Source organism: Bradyrhizobium sp. WSM1253 (assembly GCF_000244935.1).
GTDB classification, from domain to species: Bacteria; Pseudomonadota; Alphaproteobacteria; order Rhizobiales; family Xanthobacteraceae; genus Bradyrhizobium; species Bradyrhizobium canariense.
The window spans coordinates 2806114-2820676 of the sequence record NZ_JH600073.1; the positions used below are offsets into that span (position 1 = coordinate 2806114).

The window sequence follows — 14563 nt, forward strand, 5'->3', positions numbered from 1 at the left end:
CCCGTAGACTTTCGTGCCACCGTCTCCTCTACAATTTCTCGCCATCCAAATCTGCCGCCAGAGGACAACCGTGAAGATACTCCATATCATCCCAACAGCTGACCCCCGCTATGGCGGGCCTATCGAAGGCATTATACGGTCTTCGGAGGTTCTCTCAAGCCTAGGCCATACGAGGGATCTTGTGACGCTAGATCATCCGGCCGATCCTTGGTTGAAAGGTTTCCCGCTCGTTGTATTCCCTCTGGGACAAACACGTAGCGAACTTCGCGCAACAAAGAAGCTGTTCCCTTGGGTACGCTATGGCTATGCGCCAAGGCTTGTCCAATGGCTGCGTGATAACGTGCAAAAATATGACGTCGTCCTGGTGAGCGGGCTCTGGAATTATGCGACTGCGGCTGCGAGGCGGGCGCTTCCGGATTTGGATGTACCTTACCTCGTGTTCACTCACGGCATGCTCGATCCATGGTTTCGCCGAACGTATCCGATTAAGACGATCGCTAAGCAGGTTTCATGGTGGCTCGTGGAGGGACCTCTTTTAGCGAATGCCCATGAAGTCTTATTCACCTGCGAAGAGGAAAGAATACTGGCTCGGAACGCGTTCTATCCCTATCGAGTGCAGGAGCGAGTGATAAGTTACGGTACGGCTGATGCTCCGAGCGGTGCAAGCTCGCAGAAGGCAGCGTTTCGCCAACGGGTTGGATCTTTGGGCGGCAGAGACTTTTTGCTTTTTCTAAGTAGGATCCACCCTAAAAAGGGGTGCGATTTGCTCATAGATGCATTTTCGGAGGTTGCTAGCAGCGCTCCAGAGCTCGACCTTGTGATAGCGGGCCCCGGTGATCCCGGCCTGATCGAGCGACTGAAGAGGCGCGCAAACGAGCTCGGAATCGGCGACAGAATACATTGGCCCGGAATGTTGGTAGGTGACGAGAAGTGGGGAGCCTTTCGCTCTTGCGAAGCGTTTGTTTTGCCATCCCATCAGGAAAACTTCGGGATTGTCGTCGCAGAGGCTCTTGCCTGCGGCAGGCCGGTATTAATCACCAACAAGGTCAATATCTGGAGAGAGATCCTAGCGGGAAAAGCGGGCCTTGTCGATAATGACGATTCGGACGGGGTTCGATCGCTCTTGAAGCGGTTTATTTCGATGTCACCCGAGGAGAAAGAAAGTCTCAGTACGTCAGCGCGCCGCACGTTTCTTGCCGACTTTGATATCTCGAAGAATGCAATAAGACTGGCCGAAGTTCTCCGGAAGAGCGCCCATCAGCCATGATCCGCCTTGCCGCCCTTCTCACCTCAGTTAATCTCATTTCTGAGGAGTGAGTGAGTAGCGAAAGAACTGGATCCCTCGCATTGTGCCGAGAATGCTATCTACCCGTTTGTAGCCCTGCACCGTTACATCATTACATCGGTCTGAGTTGAAATAGCATACCTTCAAGCGGATAGTTCGGGAGCAGTTGTTCTTTATGCTGACTAAGTGATCCATCATTTCTGGACTGACCACATGAGCACGAGCAGCTGCTTCTACATCGAGGCAAGGCCGACCAAACGCATCGCGAATCGTCGGAGAATTTGATTGCTCAGCCGGACCTTGCATTGTGAGTGACGGGCGAGACTGCCCCCTGACAGCGGTTGCGAAAGGTCCGACGAACCCGACCAGGGAAGTTGCAAATGCAAAATATAGTGCTAGTGCCGTAGTCTGACGGATCACCTCCAAGGCCTTTCTCCAGGCGCCACGCCTGGAATTGCCACGCTAACGCCTTCCCAGGAAAGACGCCGCGCCAGCTGTTCTCGATTCACGATGTCTGCTCGTTGGAGATTTTCGAGAAGGCGGTCACGATATGTCCAACCAACTCCCAGAATCGACAGCGAAGCATCCTCGACGAAGCCTGAGTCAACCAGTGCGGCGAATTCGTCAAGGACGTTCCGCTGTAGACCACTTGGGAGCATAGGGAATACGCCCAACGCTATTCGGCTGCGCTGGTTGGCAATCCAGCCCTCACGTGGTCCAACCAAGTAAGATTGATTAAGATAGCCGAAATACTTGGAGTCAAAGCCACTCCAGCGCATGCTTACAGAATAGAGCGACAACCATAGGAGTGCCTCGGAAGGAGACCTCTCAAGCGAGGCCAGAAGATTTTCTCGGGCTCTCTCTGACTCGGTATCAACATCACCACTTCTGTTCTGAAGCGCCTCGTCCGCTAAACGCGTCGCTAAAAGGGCTCGCACACGCGCAATTTCAGGATGCAGCAATAAGGTCGCAGGATCGATCATAGCTTGCGCTAGTGTCTCACGTACCAACTCAGGCTTAAACCGCTCACCCACACTTATGCGGTCAGTAGCAGTTCTCGCTGGCCCAAGAAGCACGAAAGAAGGCAGCGCCAAATAAGCCCAGACTAAACTAAGCACGCCAAACGTAAGGAGCGCACTACGAACGATGAGGCCCACGACCTATTCCACATATCCGTAACGAGCATAATACTTCTGATAATAGTAGCGGCCATGATACGACTCGTAGCGGGCGAGCGCCTTGGTATCGGCCTTATTCAGGACCACACCGAGCAGCTTGTCCTGGATTTCGGGCGCCCCACGCAGGTTGTGCCTGACTACATCGATCTTGGTCCTGCCCCACTCCACTACGAACACGTAGGAATCGACGAAGGAGGATGTAACGCGCACGTCCACCACCGGCGCCATCGGCGGCATGTCCAGCACCACGTAGTCGAATTGCGAGCGGAGCTGGGTGACCAGCGCGTGCATCGCCTTTGACGCCAGCACCTCGTTGGTGTGCAGCAGCTTCGAGGTAGCGCCCGCGGGCAGGATCGAGAGCTTGGTTTCGGGATCGACGAACAGCGCCTCCTCGAGCTGGACCTTCTGGGCGACGACGTCGACCAGCCCGATCCTGGCATCGGGCACCAGCGCGCGGGATAGCGAGGGGTTGCGCAAATCGGCGTCGACCAGGATGACGCGGGCGCCGCCATGGGCGATGAGCTGTGCGAGATTGGTCGAGAGCGTGCTCTTGCCCTCGTTCGGCAGGGTCGAGGTGGTCGCCAGCACGCGGTTCTCGCGCACGATGGAGTTGAGGTCGACCGCCACCTTCACCGAACGCACGGCTTCCGCGAAGCGCGACAGCGGGTTGTCGACGACATAGCGCAACAGATCAGGCTGCGGGTTGCCCTTCCTGGCGAGCTTGCCGCCCAGCATCTTCTCGCCTAGGCCCGGCCCGGAAGCCGCGGCGCCGAGCGCCGGCAGGATGGCGATGCAGTTCGCGCCCAGCACATCCTCGACCTGACCGGTGGTACGGAATACCTTGTCGGCGAGCTCGCGCGCGATCGCCGCACCGAAGGCGAGCATCAGGCCGCCGAGCAGGCTCGCCGCCAGGACGATCAGCGATTTCGGGTAACTCTTCTTCAGCGGCGTGGTCGCCGCGCTGATCACCCGCGCCTCGGTGATCGGGAACGACTGCTGCTGCACGCTTTCCATGTAGCGCTGCAGGAAATTGTCGTACATTGCCTGGTAGGACTGCGCGTTGCTCTCGAGCTCGCGGAGAGCTACCTGCGCCTGATTGGTGAGCTGGGATTCGGACACGACGTTGGCGAGGCTTCCCTTGATGCTCTCCTCACGCGTGACCGCGATGTCGTAGTCACTCTTGTAGGATTCCTGGATGCGCTTCAGCTCGTCGATGATGTTCTTCTTGATTTCCGCCATCTGCCTGCGCAGGTTGACCGCGGCCAAGTGATCGGAGCCGTACTTACTCGACCAGATCGATTCCTTGGAGGCCATGTCGACATATTGCCCGCGCAGCTTGACGATGGTGTCGTTCTTCAGCGCGTCGGCGACGTTGGCATCCGGGATCTCCTGCTTCTGGATGTCGTTCATGCGGTCGAGCCGTGCCTTGGCCTCGGCCGTGGCGGCGTGCGCCATGATGAGCTGGCTGTTGACCTCGGCGAGCTGCTGCTCGTTCATCAGCCGCCCGCCGGTGTCGACGATGTTGTTGGCGGTCTTGAAATCGACCACCGCCTTCTGCGCGGCGGAAGCCTGGGTGCGCAGCTCCTTGATGCGGTCCTGCAGCCAGACGCTGGCGCGGCGGGTGGCCTGGTATTTCGCCTCGAGCTGGTCGACGATGTAGGCGTCCGCGATCGAGTTGGCGATTTTGGCGGCCTTCGCCGGGTCCTTTGAGGTGAAGCCGATCTCCATCACATAGGTGAGGCCGAGCCGTTTGATGGTGCGGTTCTTCTCGAAGCGCTCCAGCGCCTTGCGGGTGAGCTCGAATTCGGATTGAGCATGCCCGTCGGAGAACAGGTCGCCGATGAAGCCGAGGACCGAGCCAAGCAGGCCACCGCCGGAGCCGGTGAACTCGGGATCGTCGATCAGGTGCAGGTCGCGGATCACCGCAAGGCTGATGTTCTCGGATTTCAGGATCTCGACCTGGGTTTCGATGGTGGCCGAATCGACCGCGATGTCGCCGAGCACCGATTGCTGCTGGAACAGCTGCACCTTGCGGGTGTCGATCACCATCGCGGCGGTCGAGGTGAATTGCGGCGCGGCGGTGAAGAGATAGAGCAGCGCCAGGATCACGCAGGCCGAGACGATGGCGACGATGGTCGGGAATTGCCGGCGGATGATCTCGACATAGGAGGTGAGCGTCTGGGCCGGTGAGCTTTCGTCCTCGGCATAGCCGCGGTTGATCTCCGACGAAGGCTTATTCACTTGCAGCATCGGGCAATTCCCAAAAGCAATCCGTTAAACACGCAAGGATTGAAAGTCCGGCATCGCGGGCTCGACGTTCGCGAAGCGCTCGCGCAAGAATGAGGCCGCACGCCAGAATAGCACGGCCTTATTGCAACCAGAACTGAATTGATGCAGCGCAATGCGCCGAGCCCCTGCCAATTCACATGAAGCTTAACGGCCGAAATGCAAAACGGCGCGATGAAGCGCCGCTTTGACTGGATCGCGAATGAGGCAGCCAGGAGGCTCATGGCCTCCGGGCAATTACGGTCAGCGCGTGCTGATGCGGTTGGCGGCGTTGGTGGTGCCGCTCACGCCGCCCGAGGCGCCGCCACTGACCGTCGTCGCGTAGTGCAGGCCGCCGAAGGTCGGCGCGCCGTTGTTGGAGCCGCCGGTGTTGCCGTGATTGCCGATCGGGCCGCCCGAACCGGAGCCGCCGCCACCTGCACCACCGCCGGCCGCCGCGATCGCGACGTCGCCGGTTGCGGCCTGGTAGGCTGCGATCACGTCGGCGCTGCCGGTGCCGGCAATCGCGGCCTGGATCTCATTGGCGAAAGCCTGGTCGGTCGCCGCGGCCATGCGGGCAACCTGGGCGAGGCCGGCCGTGATCGCGCGGATCTGGTCCTTGGTCGTCGCGGGGTCCTTGAGGAGCGCGATCAGGGCCGGAAGCGTGGTGGGATCAGACGCGCCGAGGTCGCGCACGCGCGAGATCAGCTGCGCACCGGCCGGATATTGCTGCAGCAGGCTGCCCGGCGTCGTCTTGAACTCCGAAATGACCTGCGGCGGCAGCTGGCGCTGCGGCGGATAAACGGCTGCGCTGGCGGCGCTTGAAATGGTCGCGGCGAGAGCCGCGGCCGCGGCCAGACGAAGCGCAAACTTAACAAACCCCATAAATTCCTCCTGAAATCAGCTACCCGTAGCTTCGGGCAAGTGATGCGTGCAGCGCGAAACTAGCGGAACAACCCCCGGCTGTCCACTCATACTGAAAACTTCGTTAAGGCAGCAACTGCTTCAAAAATAGACAGTTTTGTGAAGCTCAGACATGCGTGGGGACGGCTTTTTTGGCCGCAATGGTCCGCCTGGCTTGCTGGCCTTTCACAGCGCCCTCCACAGCGCCTTGCACAACGTCCGGGCGAGCGTCGCGGATGCGAAACGATTGCGCCAGGCCGGCGCCGAAAAGCGCAAAGAACGGAATGGAATAGCCGGGGATCTGGAGCGTGAAGTCCAGGCAGGAATGCAGCAGCGACAGGCTCGCGGTCGCCGCCGCCGCCAGCGGGATGATGGCGTCGCGCCGCCTTGCGAACACGCCGCGGCCCAGGATGACGAACATGACCGCCCATGCGGCCGCCACCAAAAGCGCCATGGGGATGCCGACGTCGGAGGCGAGCTCCAGCGGCGTGGAATGGGCGATATCCCAGATTCCGCGAATCGAAATGTTGGGGCTCCGGTAGGGCGGGAAGGCCCATTGGAAGGTGCCCATCCCGGTGCCGAACCAGGGGTTGTCGGCGATGATTCGCAGCGTGGACTTCCACGCCTCGATGCGGCCCTCGTCGACGAGCCCTTGGCTGTCGAAGCGGCTGGAGACGCGGCCGCCGAGCAGCTGCATCAGGCCGAGCGCCACCACGATTCCGGAGCCGAGCGAGATCCAGATGCCGGTCCGCGGCGGCAGGTCCTTGCGCAGGAATATGGTGAAGGCGACGATCATCGCGAGCAGCGACAGGCCGACGCCGGCGCGCGAGCCGGTCATGAACATCGCCATCAGGCAGATCAAGAGCGCTCCGAGCTGCGGCAGGATCTGGCGCGGCGGGATCTCGGCGACATCGCGCCAGACGCGCTTCCAGATCAGGTGCCGCTCAGGCAAGCGCCGGCGGACATCCTCCAGGATCAAGAGCATCCAGATCACCGCGCAGGAGCCGAAATAGGCCGCCGCCGTGTTGCGGTTGATGAAGGTGCCGGTGACGCTGCCGAGATAGGCGGTCTTGTCCCGCCACAGGATCATGGTGGGCTCGATCAGGAACGAGAGCACGCCGTAGAGCGCGTAGAGGCTGCCGGAAACGGCGATAACCCAGAGCATTTGCCGCGCCCGCTCGCGGTTCGCGCCGACGGTGATTCCGAGCAGGATCGCCAGGATGTTCGCAAGCGGCGCGCCCAATGCGAAGAACGCCTCGTTCTTGACGATGGACGCCGACGGCGCAATCGGCACGCCCAACAGATCCGACGCCTGTTTCCAGATCGGGTTGAACGGTGCGATCCAGGGATGATCGGACAGCTGCTCATGCAGCACGAAGGCATATCCGGCCACAATCACCCCGATGCCTGCGATGATCCGGAGATGGGGTCGGCGCAAGTCGCGCGTGGGCGCCACCATCAAGGCGAGGCCCAGGCACAGGCACCAGAACGCGATCGAGAGGTCGTTGGTCGAGCCGAACGGAAACGGCGCGCCGGCGGCGACGAACAACAGGATGAAGGTCGCAGGCCAGCTCCACGACCAACTTATATGGGGAAGGCGCATCGTCGGTTAGCCGGCCTTGGCTCTAGCTCTAGAGGAAGCAATCGATCGGATAGATCTTCAGATCCACATTCAAACGGCTGACCCGGGTCTGCGCCCGGAAGCCGTAGAATAGCCCAAGATCATCACTCCCCGAATCGAGTTTTATTCCAGGGGTTAATTCATCCGGCGGGACCAAGAGACCGATGTGGCGGTTGATGCCGGAGAACTCAATCCCCCCCTCCCCTTCGCCGAAATGTCCCGCGAGCTGGGTCACCGTCACTTTCGGAAGCCCGCGACGCTGATGGCAGACCTCTTCCTCCCATAGCTTGGTCTGCCGGACCAGAGGTTTGCCCGCGCCGTCAGGAACAACAATGTCTGAGAACGAGGGGTGCAGCATTCCGAAGAAGCGGCTCTCCTTCGCGTTTGCTGAAAGCCGGACGGTGAAGGAGAGTTCGCCCTTGGCCTCGCGCAAGTGCCGAAAAATTGGTGCATCAGGCTCAGCCGAGACCACCACGTCGATCCGGTGGCGGACACCGAGCTGTTGAGTTTCGCCGGCAGCCTTGGCCGTCAGAGGCGGCCCCGCGATGACGAGAGCCAATAAGCACCGAGCTGCTTGCCGTCCAAAGCACATGAAGACCTTGCAACCTGCGGGGTGACCGATCGGCGGTGAATCTTGCTCGGTGAAGCCTTGATCCACCCAAACTGCACCGCCGGTGATTGCTAAATGAAAATGGCACCGGGACAAAGCCCCGGTGCCATCGTTTCGTGGATCAGGTTGGCCCCGCCTTACGGCGCCAGCTTGATGTTGTTGCGGAAGATCAGGGCGTCGTTGGAGAGGTTCACCGCATCGCTGCCGGTCGCCATGATCACCCTCAGGAAGGTGAGGAACTTGGCAGTTTCGACGTTGCGCGAATTCGAGACATAGAGCACGTCGCCATTCTTCATCATGACCTTGGTGGCCAGGAAGAAGCCACCCGGATCGCGGAAGTTCACGTTGAAGATGACCGGGATCGTCTCAGAGGTGTACTTGCTGACGTCGATGCCAAGCTGGGCAGCAACCTCACGCGGCTCGCGGCGATAGAGATACACCGCAGCCGGATCGGCTTGACCATCCAGAAGACCGCCGGCCTTGCCGACAGCCTCGCCGAGGTTGATGCGCCAGGCATCGAAGTTGAACTCGCCGCTCTGTCCGCTGGCACCGAACGCCAGGAACTTCTGCTGCTCGCGATAGACGTAGACGCTGTCGTCCGGACGAACATAGATATTGTTCTCCGGGCTCATGACCAGATTCTCGAACGGCACGGTCGCCCGCTTGCCGGCACGCTCCAGCATGACCCAGGTCTCGAAGCCCTGGCCCTTGATGCCGCCAGCGCGGGTGATCGCGTCGAGCACCTTGTCCTTGGCACCCGCGGCGCTCGCCGGATAACGTGCCGGCGCATTGACTTCGCCGAGCACGCTGATGAGCTGGGTGCGCTGCGAGGACATCGCAACCACGACCTGAGGCTCAATGGCGCGGTTGGAGATCTTCTCAACGATAGAGCGCTGAATTTGTACCGCCGTGAGACCCGCCGCCTTGACCTGGCCGGCGTAGGGCACCGTGATGAAGCCGTCGTTGTCGACCGACTGATCCGGAATGGTGACGAAGTTGCCCGGACGGACGCCGGCTTCCGCCGGGATGAACAGACCGCCTGCCGCGGCTTCGAAGATGGTAACCGCAACAACGTCGCCGATGCCGAACACGATGCTGGCAGGCGGACGCCGGTCCGTGAACACGCCGGCGAGCCCCTTGGGCTCATGGGTGTGCAGGATCTTCACCGTGGCCGGATTGAGCGGCACCAGCTCATAGGCCGGTGCATTCTCGGTCTGGATCTTGTTGTTGACGTCGTCGGTTAACGGGCCGGAGCCCGGGTTGGTCGAACACGCCCCCAGCGCCAAAGCGACGGCCAGAAAAGCCGGCTTGAATAGATACGTTTTGGCAAAGGTATGCATGAACGGCCCCCGTAGTTCCAATTGCATCGATTGGTACGGCCTAGTGGGCAGTGCGACAAGGGTTCCCAGCCCTGAGCGGATGGTTAACGGCCCAATGAGTCCCCAACTGTTGCGTGCAAGCCACGGTCCGGAACCCGACTAACCCCTTGTGACTGTTTGTTGACATCCTTTTGCCCGATGTACGGGCACCATGCCCAGGAAGAGACCTTCTCCAAAATCCCCGCCCTTCTGCTAGTAAAGCCGACAGCACCAATTTGATGGATTTCCGACGTGCCGATTCTGGCTTTGGCCCTTCTTGGATTGTTGTCGTCCTTACTTGGGGGACTTTCGTCGGCTCCAGCTGGGGGCTCCGCCCCCTTGGGAGGTGATTGCGCCGTCGGGCCATCAGGATTGCACTCGGTCTGCATGTTTGCGGTGGCAAACCCATCCTCGATTTGGAAATTCGCCCGCACCCCAGGTCCCAAAGAGGGCGAGAGCTTCGCTTCCATCTCCAAGACAGCCGAGACGATGCAGTCTGACCCGGAGTTCGCCGGCCTGATCGTCCGCTGCGCTCCCAAAGGCAAGATCGACGTGCTGGTGGCCTTGATCCGCCCCTTCCCGCCACGGAGCCGCCCTAAGGTCACGATCGCCTCCGCTACGGGGGGCACCGTGACGGTCGAAGCCAGCATGGCAGCGGCCGGGGCCGCAGTCCTGTTACCGGACGAGGTCTCAGCCTTTGCCGCTGGTAAGTGGCAGACGACGCCCTCGCTTTCCGTGGTGGTGAAGGAAAGCGACAGCGAGATCAAAGGCGTGGTGGCCCTGAACGGGCTTCGCGAAGCCTATAATTCTCTGGCGGCAAGTTGCGGCCAATAGACAAAATTTAGCCATACGACTTAAGGGTCTTTTTAGGGTGGGGAACCTAAGGTCCGGAGCACGGAGTGTTTCGGATGACCGAGCTTTTGATCTTCAGCTTTCTGGTAGGCGCAGTTCTGGGCCAGCGTTTTCGCGTCCTGGTGCTCCTGCCGCTGACGTTCGTCATGCTGCTCGCCGCGATCCCGGTCGGCTGGATCGCCAATCTGGGCTTTCTTGACGGCCTGAAGGGCGTCGTGCTCGCGGCCATCGCGCTCCAGGCCGGTTATCTCTTTGGCTCGGCCGCCCGCTTTGCTCTCGCCGCTGGTCGTGCCGCTCGCGTGTTTGCCCGTCCGCTCAAGACCGCCCGCTGACCTCTTTGGCGCATCAATCCGTCTAATCCCGCAGGCGACGCTTCGTTGATGTGGGGTTGGGCTGGGAGCTGCGTTGGCTGCAGAGCTCTGTTTGAAAACTTGCCTCCGGCTTGTATGGTGGCCTGACCCTTTCAGGATTCCTTCCAGGCGCACGTTTGTCCTTCGCTTATTTTGCCCTCATCGTTTGCCTTGTTTCTGCATCCGCTCTCGACATTGCCGGCGCCAAATTCGGCGTTCAGCTCGGGATGACGGCGACGGCCCTGGGGCTATTTGCAGCGGTCTTCAGCGCACGAAAGGCCGACTACGAGCACTATCTGCGGGCCACCGTCTGGGGCCGCTGGGTCCTGATCGCCATTCCCCTTTGCATCGCAACCCAGCTGGCGCCGCTGTGGCTGAGTTGGGCGCATCCGATCTGGGCGAGCAGCCACGATGCTCTCGGTGGCCTGTCGCTTGGGCCAGTGACGGCGGATCTCGGCCTCACCCTGAATGCGTTGTTTCAGGCCCTTACAGCGATCTCGTTGCTCAGCGTGACAATCGTCGTGGTCCGTGACCGCAGCCGTGCCGAACTGGTGCTGTTCGTGCTGAGCGGGGTAACAGCGGTGTCGGCTCTGACCTTGGATCTGCATCCGCTGTCGTCCGCCCTTGCAACCGCCGTTCCTTCCGACCTGGCGACAACGATGGCCGGCCTTGGCGTCATGCTTAATCTAGCCGTCATGCAGCTGGCCGCCGAGCGGGCCGAAACGCGCCACTCGCTCGTTCGTTCGGTCACCATCGGCCTTTGCGGCCTCGTGGGCGCTCTAACCAGCGCAGTTGCGGTTTTTGGCTTATCCGGGACGAACAGTGCGATCGCTGCGGCCTTTGGCCTCGTGTTGATCTTACTGATCCTTGTCATTCGAAGGATCGACCTATCGCCGTTGGCCGCGGGCGCGCTGTCCTTAGCCGCGCTGGTCGGAGCGATGATTGTCCTGAGCTTCCTGTTCGAAAAGAATGCGGGGCCGATTCTTTTGCGGCTTGTCCCGGATGTCGGGGCCGAAACCAGAGCCGCGCTGGAGCGAATGTTGGCCGACACCAGATGGTTCGGTGCGGGCGCAGGCACCTTTTCAGCCGTTGGCAGGATCTACCAAAGCGATGCCGGCGCGGCTTTGACGGCGCCCTCGACGGCTTTTGCCGTCTTCGCGGATACCGGATGGATCGGCTTTTCCGCCGCGCTGCTGGTGGGCATGTTGGCTTTGGGACGCTTGTTTTTTGGAGCTTTGCAGCGCGGCCGCGACTCGTTCTTCCCTGCGGCGGCCGCGGCCTGCCTTGTCTTCGCGCTGGTTGAGAGCTTCGCTGGTTCAGGACTGCTGCATCCGGCAGCAATCCTTTGTCTGTCGACGATCGTGGGACTCGGATTGTCCCAAAGCATCACCCAGTCCGCACGCGGCACGGGTCATTAGTTGCTCGTCGTTAGACGTCGCGATCAGCGAGTGACGCCCAGTAGGTCGGGTTCTTGGGCATTTGAATGCGGACCCACCGATAGGACTTTTTCGACCACGGCAGGATGTGCCCGGTGAGGTTATCCAGCACGAGGTCGCCGGAGAACGTGCGCACCACGACTACGAGATGATGCTCACCCCAGGTCGTCACGACCTCGCTGAGCAACACCGATCGCGCCGGAAAGCCCTTGGCGATCAGGTCATGGCGTTTTGTCACGGCATAGTCGTTGCAGTCGCCGCTGGTGGGATGCAGCAGCCACTTCTCGCCGCGCAGCCCCTCCAAATTGGGCTCGGGTCGGATCGCGCTGTTGACCCGCTGGTTGACCTCCTGAAGCTGCGCCAGGCGCTCGCCCGTAAGCTTTAAACGTCCGCCCCTGAACACGATTTGCTGCGGTCGCGGCTTACACTCGCCCTCGTACTTCAGGCAAAAGATCGTGAATGCCATCGGCGCCAAGGTCGGCTGGTTGAACTTGATGTACTGGATGGCGCCGCGCAACGCCGACGGCGCACCAACGAAGGCGGCCTCGGCCTTGTGTTGAGCCGCCCCAGCCAACAGAGCAGCGGCAATCGCCAGGAACTTTAAAGTCTTGCGCATGTCGCGCTCCCCATTTCTTGTTGGGGAAACGCTACGCGAGACGTCTTGAAATCCGGCTCAAAAGCCGAGCAGTCCTTTAATCAAAACCGCCGCGCCTTGGTTAGAAACAATTAAGAATACCGAGGCGTAACTTGTTCTGCTATGAGCGATCATGCCCTGCATTTTTGACGCCAGACCCGATTCGATGAGCTGATGGGCCTTTCCAAGCGCTTTCGTAAGAACGTCAAGCCTCGGCTTCCCGACGGCGTGAGGATCTATGCCATCGGCGATGTGCATGGACGCGCCGACCTGCTTCAGTCGCTCTTAACCGTCATCGACGCCGACCTTGCTCGGTCCGCTCCCAAACGAGCGATCCAGGTGTTTCTTGGCGACTATGTCGACCGGGGCCCGGACTCGCGTGCTGTGATTGATCTCCTGATCGAGCGCTCGAAGTCGCATGAGACAGTGTGCCTCAAGGGCAATCACGAAGTGTTCCTGCTCGAGGTCCTCAAGGACCCGGCACGGCTGGAGGAATGGCGTCGCTACGGAGGCCTGCTGACCCTTGTTTCCTACGGCATCAACCCGACAATGAATCCGACGCCGGAGCAGCAGATTGAGCTGATCGAAGGGTTGAGGCAGGCGCTTCCGCCGGAGCATCTTTCGTTTCTTCAGCAGCTCCGCCCGTCCTTCGCGTGTGGCGACTTCTTCTTTGTGCACGCCGGCGTGAAGCCGGGCGTCGCCCTGGAACGTCAAAAGGAGGAGGACCTGCTCTGGATCCGCGAGGAATTCCTCGAGTCCGAAAGACGCTTCGGCAAATATGTCGTCCACGGCCATACCCCGGTCAGCGTCCCGGATATCCGCTCGAACCGGATCAATATCGACACCGGCGCCTACGCGACCGGCAACTTGACCTTGCTCACGATCCAGGGCGATAGTCTGCTCGCAATTTAGGACTTTTGCAGAGTTGCTGGCCAACTCCCGCGCCCCGCCACACGGGCATCGAAATTCATCATGAGCCGCATGATCCTGCTTCGCATCGTTGGCGCCTGCATCGCAGTGATGTTGCTGCTTTACGCAACATTGGGCTTTTACGGCGACCTCACGCGGTCGAACTTTCGGGCGAGCGATTTGTTCTTGGGCGAGTTTCCGCCCGAGAAGGTCAAGGTAGCCGCTTCGGGCGTTCTGACGCCCCTTTCATTGGACGGCGACTTGCTGGCGAATTATGCGGCAGCCAAAGCCGCGGATTTTCTTCACCATCCCGCAGCCGATGCGACCAGCAGGGTGACCGAGAACAAGGCGGCCCAGGATGCCGTTGTTGCGGCCCTGAAAGTATCACCCATCCGGCCTGCGCTTTGGCTCACGCTCGGCACGCTGAAGGCGCAGTCGGGTGAGCTGGTGACGCCCGCAGTGAAAATGTCTTACTTGACCGGCGCGGTGCCGATCGCTGTTGCCTTCGCACGGCTCCAAACCGTCACCTCGAGCGCGGCGGCCGCCGACGAAGAGATCAAGCTGCTGGCGCAATCGGACGTTCGCTCGGCGCTTGCCAACCGCTCTCGCTACGAGCAGCTCCTGATCGCTGCCTACCTGCAGGCTACGCCGCAGGGCAAGTCGCTGCTTCTGGAGACCACGCAGGGGAACGATCCGAAGTTCAATCAGATTTTGCGGCGGTACTGAGCGTTCGAGCGCGACTTAGCCCGCTGGTTCGTCGTCAATTTCAACGCGTCGCTTTTGGCGCGATCGGCACAAAATCCTGCTCGCGGCGCGGTTGATCCGGTCGCCCCTGGTAGACGAACATGCCCTTCTTGGTCGAGACGATGTCGCCGCGCTGCAGGCTGTCATCGTTGAGGAGACGTTCGGTCGCGACAAGGTCCGGATCCTCCGGGACCGGCTTATAGAACTCGGGATGATCCCGCCGCTCGCGCGAGAGCTCTTTGGATCTTCGCCGCGCATCTTCGATACGCTGACGCCACTCGTCACGGCTGACTTCCGGCTCGCTTGGTGGGAGATAGTCGTTGACCGAGGGCTCCGGCTCGGTCTGGGCAAAACACGAGGGCGGATTTGCGAGACCGAAGCCGATCGCACCGGCAACGGTCAGGACCGCTCCCGACAA

14 protein-coding genes are annotated in these 14563 nt (G+C 60.8%); 6 read left to right on the forward strand and 8 right to left on the reverse strand.

The window, feature by feature from the left end:
• Positions 1-70 precede the first annotated feature (70 nt).
• A complete protein-coding gene (locus BRA1253DRAFT_RS14810) occupies positions 71-1267 on the forward strand; it encodes a glycosyltransferase (RefSeq protein WP_007595503.1) in 1197 nt (398 codons plus the stop codon).
• A gap of 434 nt (positions 1268-1701) precedes the next feature.
• On the opposite strand, the gene BRA1253DRAFT_RS43585 is transcribed toward BRA1253DRAFT_RS14810, so the two are convergent.
• The 6 genes from BRA1253DRAFT_RS43585 to BRA1253DRAFT_RS14835 form a co-directional block, all read right to left on the reverse strand.
• Positions 1702-2442: a hypothetical protein gene (locus BRA1253DRAFT_RS43585; RefSeq protein WP_007595504.1), complete on the reverse strand. Its 741-nt coding sequence runs from the start codon at positions 2440-2442 to the stop codon at positions 1702-1704.
• Positions 2443-2445: 3 nt separating this feature from the next.
• The gene (locus BRA1253DRAFT_RS14815) at positions 2446-4713 is read right to left on the reverse strand and encodes a polysaccharide biosynthesis tyrosine autokinase (RefSeq protein WP_007595505.1); all 2268 of its coding nucleotides are present in this window, start codon (positions 4711-4713) and stop codon (positions 2446-2448) included.
• A 279-nt stretch (positions 4714-4992) separates the two neighbouring features.
• Positions 4993-5613 carry a hypothetical protein gene (locus BRA1253DRAFT_RS14820; RefSeq protein ID WP_007595506.1) on the reverse strand — a complete coding sequence of 207 codons (621 nt, stop codon included), beginning with the start codon at positions 5611-5613 and terminating at the stop codon, positions 4993-4995.
• 145 nt (positions 5614-5758) lie between these two features.
• Positions 5759-7234 carry an O-antigen ligase gene (locus BRA1253DRAFT_RS14825; RefSeq protein WP_007595508.1) on the reverse strand — a complete coding sequence of 492 codons (1476 nt, stop codon included), beginning with the start codon at positions 7232-7234 and terminating at the stop codon, positions 5759-5761.
• Positions 7235-7262: 28 nt separating this feature from the next.
• Entirely contained in the window at positions 7263-7910 is a 648-nt protein-coding gene (locus BRA1253DRAFT_RS14830) for a hypothetical protein (RefSeq protein WP_245285920.1), read from the reverse strand.
• Between the two features lie 89 nt (positions 7911-7999).
• On the reverse strand, positions 8000-9202 hold the full coding sequence (locus tag BRA1253DRAFT_RS14835; protein WP_007595512.1) for a polysaccharide biosynthesis/export family protein: 1203 nt from the start codon (positions 9200-9202) through the stop codon (positions 8000-8002).
• Between the two features lie 405 nt (positions 9203-9607).
• Here BRA1253DRAFT_RS14835 and BRA1253DRAFT_RS14840 point away from each other — a divergent pair, with 405 nt between their 5' ends.
• From BRA1253DRAFT_RS14840 to BRA1253DRAFT_RS14850, 3 genes are all read left to right on the forward strand, one after another.
• On the forward strand, positions 9608-10054 hold the full coding sequence (locus BRA1253DRAFT_RS14840; RefSeq protein ID WP_007595514.1) for a hypothetical protein: 447 nt from the start codon (positions 9608-9610) through the stop codon (positions 10052-10054).
• Positions 10055-10128: 74 nt separating this feature from the next.
• Positions 10129-10404, forward strand: a complete 276-nt coding sequence (locus BRA1253DRAFT_RS14845) for a hypothetical protein (RefSeq protein ID WP_007595516.1) — start codon at positions 10129-10131, stop codon at positions 10402-10404.
• 155 nt (positions 10405-10559) lie between these two features.
• A complete protein-coding gene (locus tag BRA1253DRAFT_RS14850) occupies positions 10560-11840 on the forward strand; it encodes a hypothetical protein (protein WP_007595518.1) in 1281 nt (426 codons plus the stop codon).
• Positions 11841-11850: 10 nt separating this feature from the next.
• On the opposite strand, the gene BRA1253DRAFT_RS14855 is transcribed toward BRA1253DRAFT_RS14850, so the two are convergent.
• On the reverse strand, positions 11851-12474 hold the full coding sequence (locus BRA1253DRAFT_RS14855; RefSeq protein WP_007595520.1) for a transglutaminase-like cysteine peptidase: 624 nt from the start codon (positions 12472-12474) through the stop codon (positions 11851-11853).
• Between the two features lie 192 nt (positions 12475-12666).
• Between BRA1253DRAFT_RS14855 and BRA1253DRAFT_RS14860 the strand changes: the two genes are divergently transcribed.
• Together BRA1253DRAFT_RS14860 and BRA1253DRAFT_RS14865 are read left to right on the forward strand one after the other, a co-directional pair.
• On the forward strand, positions 12667-13404 hold the full coding sequence (locus BRA1253DRAFT_RS14860; RefSeq protein WP_007595522.1) for a metallophosphoesterase family protein: 738 nt from the start codon (positions 12667-12669) through the stop codon (positions 13402-13404).
• A 183-nt stretch (positions 13405-13587) separates the two neighbouring features.
• Positions 13588-14127 carry a hypothetical protein gene (locus BRA1253DRAFT_RS14865; RefSeq protein ID WP_245285921.1) on the forward strand — a complete coding sequence of 180 codons (540 nt, stop codon included), beginning with the start codon at positions 13588-13590 and terminating at the stop codon, positions 14125-14127.
• 40 nt (positions 14128-14167) lie between these two features.
• Here the strand turns inward: BRA1253DRAFT_RS14865 and BRA1253DRAFT_RS14870 are convergent, their stop codons facing one another.
• On the reverse strand, positions 14168-14563 hold the full coding sequence (locus BRA1253DRAFT_RS14870) for a hypothetical protein (protein WP_007595526.1): 396 nt from the start codon (positions 14561-14563) through the stop codon (positions 14168-14170).

Excerpts from the sequence above, each read along its gene's own strand:
- BRA1253DRAFT_RS14815 (WP_007595505.1), bottom strand. The coding sequence starts at position 4,713 with ATGCTGCAAGTGAATAAGCCTTCGTCGGAGATCAACCGCGGCTATGCC.
- BRA1253DRAFT_RS14820 (WP_007595506.1), bottom strand. The coding sequence starts at position 5,613 with ATGGGGTTTGTTAAGTTTGCGCTTCGTCTGGCCGCGGCCGCGGCTCTC.
- BRA1253DRAFT_RS14825 (WP_007595508.1), bottom strand. The coding sequence starts at position 7,234 with ATGCGCCTTCCCCATATAAGTTGGTCGTGGAGCTGGCCTGCGACCTTC.
- BRA1253DRAFT_RS14835 (WP_007595512.1), bottom strand. The coding sequence starts at position 9,202 with ATGCATACCTTTGCCAAAACGTATCTATTCAAGCCGGCTTTTCTGGCC.
- BRA1253DRAFT_RS14840 (WP_007595514.1), top strand. The coding sequence starts at position 9,608 with ATGTTTGCGGTGGCAAACCCATCCTCGATTTGGAAATTCGCCCGCACC.
- BRA1253DRAFT_RS14845 (WP_007595516.1), top strand. The coding sequence starts at position 10,129 with ATGACCGAGCTTTTGATCTTCAGCTTTCTGGTAGGCGCAGTTCTGGGC.
- BRA1253DRAFT_RS14855 (WP_007595520.1), bottom strand. The coding sequence starts at position 12,474 with ATGCGCAAGACTTTAAAGTTCCTGGCGATTGCCGCTGCTCTGTTGGCT.
- BRA1253DRAFT_RS14860 (WP_007595522.1), top strand. The coding sequence starts at position 12,667 with ATGGGCCTTTCCAAGCGCTTTCGTAAGAACGTCAAGCCTCGGCTTCCC.